At 67.0% G+C, this 15,113-nt stretch carries 16 protein-coding genes; 12 read left to right on the forward strand and 4 right to left on the reverse strand.

From position 1 onward, the window contains the following. The first annotated feature begins 2 nt into the window (after nucleotides 1–2). The 6 genes from ESD82_RS11135 (at nucleotide 3) to ESD82_RS11160 (ending at nucleotide 3,415) form a co-directional block, all read left to right on the forward strand. Nucleotides 3–584, forward strand: a complete 582-nt coding sequence (locus tag ESD82_RS11135) for a hypothetical protein (protein ID WP_024844012.1) — start codon at nucleotides 3–5, stop codon at nucleotides 582–584. A gap of 52 nt (nucleotides 585–636) precedes the next feature. Then, nucleotides 637–1,122, forward strand: coding sequence for a lipopolysaccharide transport periplasmic protein LptA (lptA, locus tag ESD82_RS11140; RefSeq protein WP_024844011.1), 486 nt, complete (start codon nucleotides 637–639; stop codon nucleotides 1,120–1,122). 4 nt (nucleotides 1,123–1,126) lie between these two features. Next, a complete protein-coding gene (gene lptB, locus ESD82_RS11145; protein ID WP_024844010.1) occupies nucleotides 1,127–1,861 on the forward strand; it encodes an LPS export ABC transporter ATP-binding protein in 735 nt (244 codons plus the stop codon). A gap of 162 nt (nucleotides 1,862–2,023) precedes the next feature. Further along, the gene (gene hpf, locus ESD82_RS11150; protein ID WP_024844009.1) at nucleotides 2,024–2,599 is read left to right on the forward strand and encodes a ribosome hibernation-promoting factor, HPF/YfiA family; all 576 of its coding nucleotides are present in this window, start codon (nucleotides 2,024–2,026) and stop codon (nucleotides 2,597–2,599) included. 82 nt (nucleotides 2,600–2,681) lie between these two features. After that, on the forward strand, nucleotides 2,682–3,146 hold the full coding sequence (locus ESD82_RS11155; RefSeq protein ID WP_024844008.1) for a PTS sugar transporter subunit IIA: 465 nt from the start codon (nucleotides 2,682–2,684) through the stop codon (nucleotides 3,144–3,146). A gap of 74 nt (nucleotides 3,147–3,220) precedes the next feature. After that, nucleotides 3,221–3,415 (forward strand): hypothetical protein, encoded by a 195-nt coding sequence (locus tag ESD82_RS11160; protein ID WP_024844007.1) that lies wholly within the window; start codon nucleotides 3,221–3,223, stop codon nucleotides 3,413–3,415. Between the two features lie 69 nt (nucleotides 3,416–3,484). On the opposite strand, the gene ESD82_RS11165 is transcribed toward ESD82_RS11160, so the two are convergent. Then, nucleotides 3,485–4,354, reverse strand: a complete 870-nt coding sequence (locus ESD82_RS11165; RefSeq protein ID WP_024844006.1) for a branched-chain amino acid aminotransferase — start codon at nucleotides 4,352–4,354, stop codon at nucleotides 3,485–3,487. A 152-nt stretch (nucleotides 4,355–4,506) separates the two neighbouring features. Between ESD82_RS11165 and ESD82_RS11170 the strand changes: the two genes are divergently transcribed. Continuing rightward, on the forward strand, nucleotides 4,507–5,025 hold the full coding sequence (locus tag ESD82_RS11170) for a MarR family winged helix-turn-helix transcriptional regulator (protein ID WP_024844005.1): 519 nt from the start codon (nucleotides 4,507–4,509) through the stop codon (nucleotides 5,023–5,025). After that, nucleotides 5,022–5,753: a response regulator gene (locus tag ESD82_RS11175; protein WP_024844004.1), complete on the forward strand. Its 732-nt coding sequence runs from the start codon at nucleotides 5,022–5,024 to the stop codon at nucleotides 5,751–5,753. The genes ESD82_RS11170 and ESD82_RS11175 overlap by 4 nt, the downstream gene beginning before the upstream one ends. Nucleotides 5,754–5,906: 153 nt before the next feature. Here ESD82_RS11175 and secA read toward each other — a convergent pair whose 3' ends face one another. Then, on the reverse strand, nucleotides 5,907–8,612 hold the full coding sequence (gene secA / locus ESD82_RS11180; protein ID WP_024844003.1) for a preprotein translocase subunit SecA: 2,706 nt from the start codon (nucleotides 8,610–8,612) through the stop codon (nucleotides 5,907–5,909). 208 nt (nucleotides 8,613–8,820) lie between these two features. On the opposite strand from secA, the gene ESD82_RS11185 reads away from it, so the two are divergent. From ESD82_RS11185 to ESD82_RS22460, 4 genes are all read left to right on the forward strand, one after another. Further along, the gene (locus ESD82_RS11185; protein WP_024844002.1) at nucleotides 8,821–9,660 is read left to right on the forward strand and encodes a peptidylprolyl isomerase; all 840 of its coding nucleotides are present in this window, start codon (nucleotides 8,821–8,823) and stop codon (nucleotides 9,658–9,660) included. A gap of 3 nt (nucleotides 9,661–9,663) precedes the next feature. Next, nucleotides 9,664–11,061, forward strand: a complete 1,398-nt coding sequence (argJ, locus tag ESD82_RS11190; RefSeq protein WP_024844001.1) for a bifunctional glutamate N-acetyltransferase/amino-acid acetyltransferase ArgJ — start codon at nucleotides 9,664–9,666, stop codon at nucleotides 11,059–11,061. Continuing rightward, nucleotides 11,058–11,456: a (deoxy)nucleoside triphosphate pyrophosphohydrolase gene (locus ESD82_RS11195; protein ID WP_024844000.1), complete on the forward strand. Its 399-nt coding sequence runs from the start codon at nucleotides 11,058–11,060 to the stop codon at nucleotides 11,454–11,456. Before argJ ends, ESD82_RS11195 begins: the two co-directional genes overlap by 4 nt. 119 nt (nucleotides 11,457–11,575) lie before the next feature. Next, nucleotides 11,576–11,704 (forward strand): hypothetical protein, encoded by a 129-nt coding sequence (locus tag ESD82_RS22460; protein WP_024843999.1) that lies wholly within the window; start codon nucleotides 11,576–11,578, stop codon nucleotides 11,702–11,704. 228 nt (nucleotides 11,705–11,932) lie between these two features. On the opposite strand, the gene infB is transcribed toward ESD82_RS22460, so the two are convergent. Beyond that, on the reverse strand, nucleotides 11,933–14,476 hold the full coding sequence (gene infB, locus ESD82_RS11200; protein ID WP_024843998.1) for a translation initiation factor IF-2: 2,544 nt from the start codon (nucleotides 14,474–14,476) through the stop codon (nucleotides 11,933–11,935). Nucleotides 14,477–14,483: 7 nt separating this feature from the next. After that, the gene (locus ESD82_RS11205; protein WP_024843997.1) at nucleotides 14,484–15,101 is read right to left on the reverse strand and encodes an RNA-binding protein; all 618 of its coding nucleotides are present in this window, start codon (nucleotides 15,099–15,101) and stop codon (nucleotides 14,484–14,486) included. Nucleotides 15,102–15,113: the final 12 nt, after the last annotated feature.

Raw genomic sequence — 15,113 nt, forward strand, 5'->3', positions numbered from 1 at the left:
CGGTGGGCACCCGCTCGCGCATCGTGGCCTGGCTGCAGGTGATCCTGCCGCTGACGGCGCTGGCGATCCTGTCGGTGCTGTTCCTGCTGGGCCGCAAGCCCGACCCCGAGGCGAGCATTCCCTATGCCGATGTGGACCCGCGCGAACTGGCCGAGCGGCAGGCGGTGACCAGCCCGACCTATGCCGGCGTGACCCGCGATGGCGCGCAGCTGAGCATCGCGGCCGCCGAGGCCCGGCCCGGCGACCGCAGCAGCGGCACCCAGGCGCAGGCGGTGCGCCTGACGCTGCGGGCCAGCGACGGGCGGGCGGCGGATGTCAGCGCCGGGGCCGCCTCGATGCGCGACCAGCAGGTCCGGCTGGCCGAGGGGGTGCGCATGACCACCGCCGACGGCTGGGTGCTGACCGCACCGGAACTGTTGGCCTCGACCACCGAAGGCACGCTGCTTTCCGAGGAGGAGGTCAATGTGCTGGCCCCTTTCGGCCGGCTGACGGCGGGGCGGATGGAGTTTCGCCCCTCGGGGGAGGGCAGCGGCGATCACGTTCTTGATTTGAGCGGCGGAGTCCGCTTGATATACCGGCCATGACCCGGCGCCGCCGGCCGCATAGGGGGCCTTCGGGCGCCAGAAAGGAAATCCGATGATCCGGCCCGGACCGCTTTTGCCCGTGATCCTGTCGCTGATGCTGGCGGCGGGCCCGGCGCTGGGGCAGGCCAGGGGCTTTGGCAGCGCCCAGGATATCAAGGAACCGGTCGAGGTCACGGCCGATTCGCTGACGGTCGACCAGAAATCCGGCCAGGCCACGTTTTCGGGCAATGTGCTGATCGGCCAGGGTGCCATGCGGCTTGCGGCGGACAGCGTGACCGTGACCTATGCCCAGGGCGACCAGCGCCGCATCAGCGCCTTGCACGCGCAGGGCAACGTCACCCTGGCCAGCGGCGAGGACGCGGCCGAGGCGCAGGCGGCCGATTACGATGTCGAGACCGGCACCATCGTCCTGACCGGCGACGTGCTGCTGAGCCAGGGCGGCAACCTGCTGGCGGGTGACAAGGTGACGGTGAACCTGGAAAGCGGCACCGCCGAAGCCTCGGGCCGGGTGCGCAGCGTCCTGCAGCCGGAGAACTGACGCCATGGCCGAAAAGCAGGGGCTGCGCGTTCGCGGCCTGCGCAAATCCTATCGCAACCGCCCGGTGATCCGCGACGTGGCGCTGGACCTGGAGCGCGGCGAGGTGGTGGCGCTGCTGGGGCCCAATGGCTCGGGCAAGACCACCTGCTTCTATTGCGTGGCCGGGCTGGTCGCGCCTGATTCGGGCCAGGTGCTGATCGACGGGCAGGACGCGACGCGCCTGCCGATGTATCGCCGCGCCCAGATGGGCATCGGCTACCTGCCGCAGGAGATGTCGATCTTTCGCGGCCTCACGGTCGAGCAGAACATCATGGCCGTCCTGGAACTGGTCGAGCCGCATGTCCACCAGCGCCGCGAGCGGCTGGAGGAGCTGCTGGGCGATTTCTCGATCGGCCATCTGCGCAATGCCTCGGCCATGGCATTGTCGGGGGGCGAGCGGCGCCGGGTCGAGATCGCCCGCTGCCTTGCAGCCGATCCGGCCTATCTGCTTCTGGACGAACCATTCGCCGGCGTCGATCCCATCGCCGTGGGCGAGATCCGCGCCCTGGTCCACGACCTGAAAAGCCGCGGCATCGGCGTGCTGATCACCGATCACAACGTCCGCGAGACGCTGGAAATCGTCGACCGCGCCTATATCCTGCACGACGGCCATGTGCTGAAAGCCGGCACCACGGCCGAGATCGTGGCCGACCCGCAGGTCCGCCGCGTCTACCTGGGCGAAACCTTCCGCATGAACTGAACGCGAGGACGTGACGATCCCTTGCGCGCAGCCGTTGACACCGGGACGTGGCTATCACCAAATGAGGATATGGCCGGGCAGGACGCCGGGCCGAAGAAACCCGGACGGTGCCGCCGCGAGGGCTGTGACGACCAGGCCGGGCAACCGAAAGGACGGACCACCATGCGCTATCAGATCAGCGGAAAACAGATCGACGTGGGCGATGCGCTTTCGACTCATGTCAAGACCGAACTCGGTGCCACCGTTGAGAAATATTCGCAACGCCCGACGGATGCGACGGTGATCTTTTCCCGCAACGCGCATGAATTCATCTGCGATGCCGTGGTGCATCTCTCGACCGGGCTGACCGCCCAGGCCAAGGGCGGGGCCACCGACATCTATGCGGCCTTCGAGCAATGCCGCGAACGGATGGACAAGCAACTGCGCCGCTACAAGCGCCGGCTCAAGGACCACTACAAGGACCGGACCCAGCCGGTTGAATTCGAGCAGGCGGGAATGTATGTGCTGGCCGCCGATGAGGACGAATGGGAAACGCAGGCCGACGGCCTGCAACCCATGATCATTGCCGAGATGGAGACCCGCGTGCCCACCCTGTCGGTCGGCGACGCGGTGATGCAGATGGAACTGTCCGGCAGCCCGCTGCTGGTCTTCCGCAACGAGAAACATGGGGGCGTGAACGTGGTTCACCGCCGCGACGACGGCAACGTGGGCTGGATCGACCCCCGCAACCTGGGCTAGACTGACACAGAAGGGCAGTCTTGTTGAACCAAACGTCCCGGCCGCGCAGCCCGCGGCCGGGCCTTGACAATTTTCGGGCGACATGCAGATCAGCGACATTCTCTCCCCCGCCGCCGTGCGGACGATGAGCCAGACCACCAGCAAGAAACGGTTGTTCCAGGAAATTGCCGAACAGGCGCGGGCCGTCTATGGCGTGGACGCCGCGCAGACGCTGGACGCGCTGCAAGAGCGCGAGACCCTGGGCCCCACCGGGGTCGGCCATGGCGTCGCGCTGCCCCATGCCCGGCTGCACGGGCTTGAGCATGTGGTCGGCCTGTTCCTGCGGCTGGAAAAGCCGCTGGATTTCGACGCGGTGGACCGCCAGCCGGTGGACCTGATCTTTGCGCTGCTGGCGCCCAAGAATTCGGGCGTCGATCACCTCAAGGCTCTGGCGCTGGTCTCGCGCACGCTGCGCGACCAGGATCTGCGCGCCAAGCTGCGCGCCAACGAGGATCCGGTGGCGCTGCACGCCATGCTGGCCGCTGCCCCCGGCATCAAGGCGGCCTAGGGTCGCAGCCCTGTCCGCAAGGGGTGAAATGCCGCCGCATCCGCGCTATACTCCCGCGCGGGAGGAAGACCGACATGACCAGACATATCGCAGACCGCAGTCACGAAAGCAGTTCCGGCCGCACGCAATACTATACGCGGCAGGAACGCGAATCCGGCCTTCACCCGGCCATCGCCGCCCTGCGCATGCGGCCCCGTATCCGCAACAGCGAAGAGGCGAATCGCCGCGCCGCCGAATTTGCCCGGATCGAGCGCGGCCATCGGGTCTGATCCCGGCCCCGGCAATGCGAACCCGGCCGGGCGCTGCCGCCCGGCCGGGTTTCCATTTCGGTCCAGCGATCAGCTGCGGACCAGCTTTTCGTAATCCTCGGCGATCTTGCGGGTGGTGCCGCCGACCTGGAAATGCCAGTCGCCGATCTGCCCGACCGGCGTCACCTCGGCCGCGGTGCCGGTCAGGAAGCATTCCTGGAAATCCGCCAGCTCCTCGGGCTTGATCCGGCGTTCATGCACGGCGGTGCCGTTGTCCTTGAGCATCTGGATGACCGTCTGCCGGGTGATGCCGTTCAGGAAGCGGTCGGCCAGCGGCGTATGCACCTCGCCGTCCTTGACGAAGAAGATATTGGCGCCGGTGGCCTCGGCGACATAGCCCTCCCAGTCCATGAACAGCGCGTCCGAGCAGCCCTTTTCCTCGGCGGCGTGCTTGGACATGGTGCAGATCATGTAAAGCCCGGCGGCCTTGGCGGCGGTGGGGATGGTCTCGGGGCTGGGCCGCTTCCACTTAGCGATGTCGAGCTTGGCGCCCTGCCATTTCGCATCGCCGTAATAGCTGCCCCATTCCCAGGCGGCGACGGCCATGCGCACCGGGTTGCGGCGCGCCGAAACCCCCATATCCTCGCCCGAGCCGCGCCACATCACCGCGCGGACATAGGCGTCCTTGAAGCCGTTGGCCTCCAGCACGGCGGTTTTCGCCGCGTCGATCTCCTCGGCGGTATAGGGCGACTGCATGTCCAGAAGCCGGGCCGATTCGATCAGCCGCAGCGAATGCTCGTGTCCCTTGAAGATCTTGCCGCTGTAGCAGCGCTCGCCCTCGAAGACCGAGCTGGCGTAATGCAGCGCATGGGTCAGGATGTGGACATTCGCCTCGCGCCACTCCACCAGCTTGCCATCCATCCAGATCTTGCCGTCACGATCGTCATATGCGCCCGCCATTTTTCCCTCCGGCCGGTTCTGTTTGCGGAATGTTGCGCCGTCAGAGCATGTCTGGCAAAGAAAATTGCGCAACTTGAGGTCTGGGCTATCCATTCATGGTTGGAAAGTCAACAAGCCTGACGTAATAAGGGCCACGCAGCGAAGGGAAGGCCATGCAGAACAAGGTGAATGTCGCGCCGGCAGGCGGGGAAAGCCTGCTGTTCCTGACCGATGACCAGCTTCGCCGCGGCATCGAGGCGATGTTCTTCGCCTATCGCGCCTTTACCGCCGATCCCGACCTGATTCTGGCCGAGCTGGATTACGGCCGCGCCCATCACCGGGCGATCCATTTCATCCATCGCGAGCCGGGCCTGACGGTGACGGCGCTGCTGGACGTGCTGGGTGTGACCAAGCAATCGCTGAACCGGGTCTTGCGCACGCTGATCGAGGACGGGCTGGTCGAAAGCCGCATCGGCCGCCGCGACCGGCGCGAGCGCCAGCTCTACCTGACCGACAAGGGCGCGGCGCTGGAACGCCGTCTGTCCGAGGCGCAGCGCGCCCGCATGCGCGCCGCCTATCGCGCCGCCGGACCGCAGGCGGTGGCGGGCTTCCGGCAGGTGCTGGAGGCGATGATGGACCGCGACACGCTGCGCCAGTATCGTGCGCTGAAAGAACTGCCCGAGTCGCCATGACCGCTCCCGATCCTGCTTCCGATCCGCAGCCCGCCGCCCATATCTTGGTCGTCGACGACGACGAACGCATCCGCAGCCTGCTGCGCCGCTTCCTGATGCGCAACGGTTTCCTGGTGACCACGGCGCGCGACGCCGCCCATGCCCGGCGCCTGCTTGACGGGCTGGATTTCGACCTGATCGTGCTCGACGTGATGATGCCGGGCGAGGACGGGTTCTCGCTGACCCGCGACCTGCGCCGGCGCATGACCACGCCGATCCTGCTGCTGACCGCCAAGGGCGAGACGGGCGACCGCATCGAGGGGCTGGAAAGCGGCGCCGACGATTACCTGCCGAAACCCTTCGAGCCGCGCGAGCTGCTCTTGCGCATCGCCGCCATCCTGCGCCGTATCCCGGCGACCGAACCCAAGGGGCCGAAGTTCCTGTCGCTGGGGCCCCTGCGCTACGATGCCGACAAGGGCGAACTGTGGCAGGGCGATGCGCCGCTGCGCCTGACGGGAACCGAGCAGGCGCTGCTCAGGCGCCTTGCCGACACGCCGCGCCAGCCGGTCAGCCGCGGCGCGCTGATCGAGGATCTGGGCCGCAGCCCGTCGGAGGAGGCGGGCGAGAATTCGGAACGCGCCATCGACGTGCAGATCACCCGCCTGCGCCGCAAGATCGAGCCCGATCCCAAGGAGCCGCGCTACCTGCAGACCGTGCGCGGAACCGGCTACATGCTGGTGCCGGATTAGCGGCGCCTGGTCGGCTGCTCCGTTGCGATATGAGTATTTGAGAAACGGTGAAAGCCCAAGCGGTGCGCCCGGCTCTTCACCGTTTTCCAAATACCCATGCCGGGCCGGCCATCTTCGCGGCGGGATGAAGAAGGGGGCCCGAAGGCCCCCAAATCACGCCAGCGCGCCGTGGCAGTGCTTGAACTTCTTGCCCGAGCCGCAGGGGCAGGGATCGTTGCGCGACGGGTTGCCCCAAGTGGTGGGATCGGTCTCGTCGAAGCCGGCGACCCGGCCCGAGACCTCGCCGCCCTCGGCTTCCTCGTGTTCGGGGTGCATCTGCGCCTCGACCGCCGCCTGTTGCTGCTGGTATTCGCGCAGCATCTGCTCGCGCTCGGCATCGGTCAGCGGGCGGATGCGGGCCAGTTGCTGGGTCACGTCGAAGCGCAGCCCGTCCAGCATGGTCTCGAACAGCTGGAAGGCCTCGGTCTTGTATTCCGATAGCGGGTCGCGCTGCGCATAGCCGCGGAAGCCCACGACCGAGCGCAGATGCTCCAGCGTCACCAGATGCTCGCGCCACTTGCTGTCGATCTGTTGCAGCAGCACCTGCTTTTCGATCTGGCGCATGTTCTCGGAGCCGAATTGCTCGGCCTTCTGCGCCATATAGGCATCGGTGGCCTGCTGGATGCGTTCGCGGATCCCGTCCTGGTCCACGCCGTCCTCGGCCGCCCAATCGGCGACGGGCAGGTCCATGTTCAGCTTGTCGACCACCGCGTCATGCAGGCCCTGGACGTCCCATTGCTCGGCATAGGCGCGGGGTGGCAGATGCCGGTCGACCAGGTCGTCGATCACCTGCGCGCGCATGTCGGCGGCGATGTCCCCGACCTCGTCGGTATGCATGATTTCCAGGCGCTGGCTGAAGATCGCCTTGCGCTGGTCGTTCATCACGTCGTCGAATTTCAGCAATTGCTTGCGGATGTCGAAGTTGCGGCCCTCGACCTTGGCCTGGGCGCGTTCCAGCGACTTGTTGACCCAGGGGTGGACGATGGCCTCGCCATCCTTCATGCCCAGCGTCGACAGCACCTTGTCCAGCCGTTCCGAGCCGAAGATGCGCATCAGGTCGTCTTCCAGCGACAGGAAGAACAGCGAGCGGCCGGGGTCGCCCTGGCGGCCCGAGCGGCCGCGCAGCTGGTTGTCGATGCGGCGGCTTTCGTGGCGCTCGGTCGCCAGCACGAAAAGGCCGCCGGCATCCAGCACCGCCTGCTTCTCGGCGGCGTGCTCGGCCTCGATGCGGGCGCGGACCTCATCGGGGTTCGCCTCGGGATCGGCGGCCAGCGCCTCCATCACCTTCATCTCGACATTGCCGCCCAGCTGGATGTCGGTGCCGCGGCCGGCCATGTTGGTGGCGATGGTCACGGCGCCGAGCTTGCCGGCGTCGGCGACGATCTTGGCCTCCTGCTCGTGCTGGCGGGCGTTCAGCACGTTGTGCTGGATGCCTTCCTTGCTCAGCATCTGCGACAGCATCTCGGATTTCTCGATGCTCGTCGTGCCGACCAGGATCGGCTGGCCCTTGGCATGGGCTTCCTTGATCGCCTCGATCACGGCGGCGTATTTCTCGGTCGCGGTGCGATAGACGCGGTCATGCTCGTCGATGCGCTGTACCGGGCGGTTGGTCGGCACCTCGACCACGCCGAGCTTGTAGATTTCCGCGAATTCCTCGGCCTCGGTGGCGGCGGTGCCGGTCATGCCCGAGAGCTTGTCGTAGAGCCGGAAATAGTTCTGGAAGGTGACGGAAGCCAGCGTCACGTTCTCGGGCTGGATGGCGACGCCTTCCTTGGCCTCGATGGCCTGGTGCAACCCGTCCGACAGTCGGCGGCCCTTCATCATCCGGCCGGTGAATTCGTCGATCAGCACCACCTCGTCGTCGCGCACGATATAATGCTGGTCGCGCATGAACAGCTTGTGCGCCCGCATCGCCTGATTGGCGTGGTGGACGATGGTGGTCGATTCGGGGTCGTAAAGCGTCTGGCCCTCGGGCAGCACGCCCGCCGCCTGCAGGCGCTTTTCCAGGAATTCGTTGCCTTCCTCGGTAAAGGTGGCGTTGCGGGTCTTTTCGTCCAGCTTGTAATGCTCGGGCGCGAGTTCGGGCATGAAGGCGTCGAGCGTCTTGTAAAGCGCGCTGCGGTCCTGGCTGGGCCCCGAGATGATCAGCGGCGTGCGCGCCTCGTCGATCAGGATCGAGTCGACCTCGTCCACGATGGCAAAGAAATGCCCGCGCTGGGTCATCTGCTCGATCGAGCCCTTCATGTTGTCGCGCAGGTAGTCGAAGCCCAGCTCGTTATTGGTGGCATAGGTCACGTCGGCCCGATAGGCCTCGCGCTTTTCCTCGTCCGGCTGGAAGGGATAGACGACGCCGGTGGTCATGCCGAGCTGCGCAAAGACCTTGCCCATCCAATGCGCGTCGCGTTTCGCCAGGTAGTCGTTGACGGTGACGACATGCACGCCCTTGCCCGCTAAGGCATTCAGATAGGCCGGGAAGGTCGCGACCAGGGTCTTGCCCTCGCCGGTCTTCATCTCGGCGATATTGCCCTGGTGCAGGAAGACGCCGCCCATCAGCTGCGTGTCGAAGGCGCGCAGGCCAAGCGCGCGGCGCGCCGCCTCGCGGCAATTGGCAAAGGCCTCGGGCAGAAGCTTGTCCAGATCCTCGCCTGCCTGCGCGCGGCCCTGCAATTCGCGGGTCTTGCCGATCAGTTCCGCATCGGAGAGGGCGCGGAACTGTTCCTCCAGCGCGTTGATCTGGGCCACCAGCGGCCGGACCGATTTCACCTTGCGGTCGTTGGGCGTGCCAAAGACCAGTTTCGCCAAGTTTCCGATGCCGAGCATATGAACCTTCAAAATCGCGTATCTGGGGGTGCGCGGGACGTTCCGCCCACTTGCCGGCACCATTCGCCTTGCCCTATCACTTGGGCCGGAAAAACGGCGACGGGCGCGCATTTTCGGTTGCGCCGGATGTATGCCCCGGCCGGCCCACTGTCAACGCTTGCGCCCGTTCACCTCTGCGTGGACGCGCCGTCCCATGAAGGGGAAACCTATGCTGAAACCGCTTCTTGCCGTCTCCGTGCTGCTTTCGGGGACCGTCTCGGCCCTGCCCGTGCTGGCGCAGGATGCCGATACGGTCGTCGCCACCGTCAATGGCGAGGCGATCACGCTGGGCCAGATGGTCGCCATGCGGCAGGGGCTGGACGCGCAGGCGACCCAGGGCCTGCCGGATACGGCACTGTGGGATCTGATGCTGGACCAGATGATCCGCCAGACCGCCGTGGCCCAGGCGGCCGAGCCGCTGAGCAAGCGCGATACCGTGGCGCTGGAGATCGAGAAGCGCGCCTATCTGGCCGGCTCGGTGCTGGAAAAGATCGCCGCGGCCGAGCCGGACGAGGCCGAGCTGAAAGCCGCCTATGACCAGGCCTTCGGCGGCCAGGCCGAACCCGGGGTCGAATACAATGCCGCCCATATCCTGGTGAAGACCAGGGAGGAGGCCGAGGCCATCGCCAAGCAACTGGCCGAGGGCGCCGATTTCGGCGTGCTGGCCGAGGAGAAATCGACCGACAATTCCGGCCCGAACAAGGGCGACCTGGGCTGGTTCCAGCCCGAGCAGATGGTCGCGCCCTTTGCCGAAGCCGTGAAGGCGCTGGAAAAGGGCCAGGTCTCGGAACCGGTCGAGACCCAGTTCGGCTGGCATGTCATCAAGCTGAACGACACGCGCGAGGTCACGCCCCCCGCCTTCGACGAGATCAAGGAGCAGCTGGCCGTGCAGGTCCGTCGTGACAAGGTGCAGGCCGAGATCGAAAAGCGCGTCTCCGAAGCCAAGGTCGAAAAGACCGAAGGGCTCGCCCCCGACCTGCTGAACAAGACCGACATCCTGGGAGAGTGAGCGATGGCCAAGACGGATGACAAGAAGTCCCGGCTTTCCGATGCCGAAAAGCTGAAGGCGCTGAAGAAGAAGCTGAAAAAGCTGAAGGCGGCGCTGAAGGAAACCGCTGCCGGCCTCGAGGCACGGGCCGAGGCGGCGGTGGCGGCGGCGGTGAAGCCCAAGAACCCGGTCTCGCCGCTGGCGCCGGCGCGCTTTCCCGACCTGCCGGTGATCGAGGGGGCCGAGTTCGCCTCGGGCGCGGCGGGGGTGAAATACCAGGGCCGTACCGATGTCATGCTGGTCCGGCTGGCACCGGGCACGGCCATCGCCGGCGCCTTCACCAAATCCTCGACCCGTGCGGCCAGCGTGCTGGACTGCCAGGCCAAGCTGGCGCTGAAGCAGGACACCGCCCAGGGCGCGGCGATCATCGTGAACTCGGGCAATGCCAATGCCTTCACCGGCAAGAACGGGCAGGAGGCGGTGGATGCCGTCACCGGCGGCGTCGCCAAGGCGCTTGGGGTGCCGCGCGAGCGGGTGTTTTCCTCCTCGACCGGGGTGATCGGCGAGCCGCTGCCGGCCGAGCGCATCACCGCGGTGATCGGCGATCTGGCCGCCAACCTGGATGCGGCCGGCGCGGCCGGCGCGGCACGCGCCATCATGACCACCGACACCTTTCCGAAAGGCGCGGCGGCCAGCTTCGAGGGCGACGGGGGCACCATCAACATCACCGGCATCGCCAAGGGCTCGGGCATGATCGCGCCCGACATGGCGACGATGTTGGTCTATGTCTTTACCGATGCGCAAATCGCGCCGGCGCTGCTGCAGCGCATGCTGTCGGCGCGCATGGACCAGACCTTCAACGCCATTACCGTGGACAGCGACACCTCGACCTCGGATGCGCTGATCCTGGCAGCGACCGGCAAGTCCAAGGCGGCGCCGATCACTGACCTGCGCTCGGCCCCGGCGCGGGCCTTCGGCAAGGCGTTGTCGCAGGTGATGCTGGATCTGGCGCAGCAGGTGGTCAAGGACGGCGAGGGCGCGACGAAATTCGTCGAGGTGCAGGTGACGGGGGCCACCAGCGATGCCGACGCGCATCGCGTCGCCATGGCCATCGCCAATTCGCCGCTGGTCAAGACCGCCATCGCCGGCGAGGACGCGAACTGGGGCCGCGTGGTCATGGCGGTCGGCAAGTCCGGGGCCGAGGCCGACCGCGACCGGCTGACCATCCGCTTCGGCGACATGGTGCTGGCCGAGAACGGCTGGCGCGCGCCCGGCTATGACGAGGGGCAGGCCAGCGCCTATATGAAGCGCGACCATCTGGTGATCGGCGTCGACCTGGGGCTGGGCAGGGGCCGGCGCACGGTCTGGACCTGCGACCTGACGCATCGCTACATCGACATCAACGCCGATTACCGCTCATGAAGACGGTGCTTGTCGCGGCCGTCGCGCTGATCGACGCAGACGGCCGCGTGTTGCTGGCGCAGCGCCCCGAGGGCAAGTCCCTCGCGGGCCTGTGGGAGTTTCCGGGCGGGAAGGTCGAGCCGGGCGAGACGCCCGAGGCCGCGCTGATCCGCGAATTGCACGAGGAGCTGGGGATCGAGACCTGGCGCTCGTGCCTGGCGCCGCTGACCTTCGCCAGCCATGCCTATGAGGAGTTTCACCTGCTGATGCCGCTGTTCGCCTGCCGGCGCTGGCAAGGCGTGCCGGTGCCGCAGGAAGGGCAGAACCTGGCCTGGGCCCGTGCCGCAGAATTGAGCAAATATCCCATGCCGCCGGCGGATCTGCCGCTGATTCCGATCCTGCGCGACTGGATATGAGACATATCGGTCACGCTGGTTCCGGCTTTATCGTCCATCTGCCTGAGTCTGCGACATTCCCGGTTAACATTTGACGATTTTGCGACAATTCTGAAATCCTGTAGAGGAGGAGATCGGACATGATTCGCACGATCACGATCGGCAGTTGCATTTCGGTCCAGGGGATCTTTGAACGGCAGCAGGCGAACGGGAACATCGTGGTCCGAGTAGGCAGCAAGACCTATGAGGGCAAGCCCGTCCTGACCTGAGGCGACAGCAACGTGTCCATGATCGCGGAACGGGGCCCCTTTGCGGGCCCCGTTCTGTTTTTCGCTTGCCCTGTCGCCGGCCTCCGGCGGGGGTATTGGGGAAACGGAGAAGGCGGCGCACGCAAGGCGTCGGCGTTGCCATGTCGGCAGGTGGGCGTTCCTGCCGGGGTCCGGGCATGAAAAAGGGCGGACCCGCAGGCCCGCCCCCTTTGCCGCTGTCCGCGGGGATCACAGCTGGCGCTGCACTTCCTCGCGCTCGAAGATCTCGATGACATCGCCCTTGCGGATGTCGTCGTAATTCTCGAAGGCCATGCCGCATTCCTGGCCGGATTGCACTTCCTTGACCTCGTCCTTGAAGCGCTTGAGCGTCTTCAGCGTGCCTTCGTGGATCACCACGTTGTCGCGCAGCAGGCGCACGCCGGCCGAGCGACGCGCCACGCCCTCGGTCACGAGGCAGCCGGCGACATTGCCGACGCCCGAGACGCGGAAGACTTCCTTGATTTCGGCATAGCCGATGAAGTTCTCGCGCACCTCTGCGGAAAGCAGGCCCGAGGCCGCCGCCTTGATGTCATCCACCAGGTCGTAGATGATCGAGTAATAGCGGATCTCGACCCCTTTCTGGTTGGCGGCGTTCCGCGCCGGGGCATTGGCCCGGACGTTGAAGCCGATGACCGGCGCCTGGCTGGCCTCGGCCAGGCCGACATCCGATTCGGTGATCGCGCCGACGCCGTAATGCAGCACGCGGACGCGCACCTCGTCGTTGCCGATCTTTTCCAGCGCTTGGACGATGGCCTCGGCCGAGCCCTGCACGTCGGCCTTGATGACCACCGGCAGTTCGGCGACGCTCTCGTCCGCCTTGGCCTTGGCGAGCATCTGGTCCAGCGTGATCGCGGCACCGGCGGCGGCGCGCTTGTCCTTGGCGGCCTGGATGCGGTAATCCGCGATCTCGCGCGCCTGCGCCTCGGTCTCGACCACGTTCAGCACGTCGCCGGCCTCGGGCGTGCCGTTCAGCCCCAGCACCTCGACCGGGACCGAGGGGCCGGCAGTGTCGATGCGGTCGCCCTTGTCGTTGATCAGCGCGCGGACCTTGCCCCATTGCTCGCCGACGACGAAGATGTCGCCGCGCTTCAGCGTGCCGTTCTGCACCAGCACGGTCGCGACCGGACCGCGGCCCACGTCCAGCTTGGCCTCGATCACCGCGCCCTGGGCCGGGCGGTCGGGATTGGCCTTCAGTTCCAGGATCTCGGCCTGCAGCGCGATGGCCTCCAGCAGCTCGTCCAGGCCCTGGCCGGTCTTGGCAGAGACCTCGACGTCCTGCACCTCGCCCGACATGGCCTCGACCACCACCTCGTGCTGCAACAGGTCGGTGCGCACCTTCTGCGGGTTCGCATCCGGCTTGTCGACCTTGTTGATCGCCACGATCATCGGCACATTGGCGGCCTTGGCGTGGTTGATCGCCTCGACCGTCTGCGGCATGACCGCGTCATCGGCGGCGACCACCAGCACGACGATATCCGTCACCTGCGCGCCGCGGGCCCGCATCGAGGTGAAGGCCGCGTGGCCGGGCGTGTCGAGGAAGGTCAGCAGCGCCCCGTTCGACGCCTTCACCTGATAGGCGCCGATATGCTGGGTGATGCCGCCGGCCTCGCCCGAGACGACATTGGCATGACGAATCGCGTCCAGAAGCGAGGTCTTGCCGTGGTCCACATGGCCCATGATGGTGATCACCGGCGGGCGCGGCTTCAGATCTTCGGGCCGGTCCTCGACCTGGTCGATCACCTGCTCGACATCCGCATCCGAGACGCGCACGGCGCGATGGCCGAATTCGTCGATCACCAGTTCGGCGGTATCGGCGTCGATGGACTGGTTCGCCGTGACCATCATGCCCATGCGCATCAGCGACTTGATGACGTCCGGCGTGCGCTCGGCCATGCGGTTGGCCAGTTCCGAGACCACGATGGTCTCGGGCAGCTGCACGTCGCGCACCTGCTTTTCGGCGCGCTGGTGGCCGCCCATGGCCTTTTGCCGGGCTTTTTCCTGCTTGCGCTTCATCGCGGCCAGGCTGCGCTGGCGCCCGCCTTCGCCGTCCAGCGCCTGCGACAGCGACAGCTTGCCGGTGCGGCGGCTGTCCTCGCGGCCCTTGTTGCGGCTGTCGCGGTCGTCGGCGGGGCCGCGGGTGTCGCGGTCGCGGTCGGTCTTGCGCGGGCCGGCGGCGCTGACGCCCTTGGTCTCGGCGCGCACGGCGGCCGCCTCGGCGGCGGCGCGGTCGGCAGGGGTCGCCGGACGCGCATCGGCCTTGGGCTTGGCGATCTCGGCCTTCTTCTTTTCGCGCAGCTCGGCTTCGCGGGCGCGGCGCGCATCTTCCTCGGCCTTCAGCCGCAGGGCTTCCTCGCGTTCGCGTTCCTCGCGCTCCTTGGCCTCGGCTTCAAGCCGGCGGCGTTCGCGCTCTTCCTCGCGGGCCTTTTCCTCGGCGACGCGCTGCGCGGCTTCCTCGACCTCGCGGGCCTTGGCGGCCTTCAGCGCGGCCAGGCGCCGTTCCATCTCGGCATCCGAGATGCCGGCGGGACGCTTCGACGGGTCGCCCGACACGGCCGAGGGCGAGCCCGAGCGCCCGCCACCGGCCGCGCCGCCGGCCTTGCCGGGCACGACCACGCGCTTGCGCTTGGTCTCGACGACCACGTTATGGGTCCGGCCGTGGCTGAAGCTTTGCTTCACATGGCCCGAACGGCCGCCACCAAGACCCAGGGGTTTCTTTCCGTCAGTATCGCTCATCCGATCTTCATTCCTTCCCGGCGGGTGCACCGCCGTCATGCCCGCGCAGACCCGTCAGTCTGCTCGCGTCCCTGATCAATTTTTCGGTCAGGCCCCCCGGCGCAAGCGCGCTGTGTATGACATGATCGCGCCCAAAGGACAAACCCAATTCTGATGCGGTCATGCAGCCGAACCACCGGCCCCCCGGAGGGGTCCAGAGCTTGCCCTTGCCGCGTTCGGACCCGTCGCTGGCCTGCAAGAGCACCTTGGCCTTGCCGGCCGCCAGCCAATCCTTGACCTTCTCGAAGCCGGCCACCGCCAGCCCGGCCTTGCGCGCCAGCGACAGCGTGTCCGTCACCCGCCGCGCCAGCCCGGATTCGATGATCGCCAGCAGTTCGGGCGGGGCGGTCACCCGCGCCTTGGCGCCACGCGAAAACAAGCCCTTGGCGGCAGCCTTGTCCAAGGCTTGCCGGTCGGCCACGACCCAGAAGCCGCGTCCGGGCAGCTTTTCGGCCAGATCCGGCACCACCTCGCCATCGGGGCCCGCGACAAAGCGGATCAGCCCAGCCTTGGGCTGAACCTCGCCCGTGACGATGCAGCGCCGTTCGGGCGTCTCGCGGTCCTTGATACGGCCCCCGCGTGTCATCCGGTTTCCGGG

Source organism: Paracoccus pantotrophus (assembly GCF_008824185.1).
Taxonomy (GTDB): domain Bacteria; phylum Pseudomonadota; class Alphaproteobacteria; order Rhodobacterales; family Rhodobacteraceae; genus Paracoccus; species Paracoccus pantotrophus.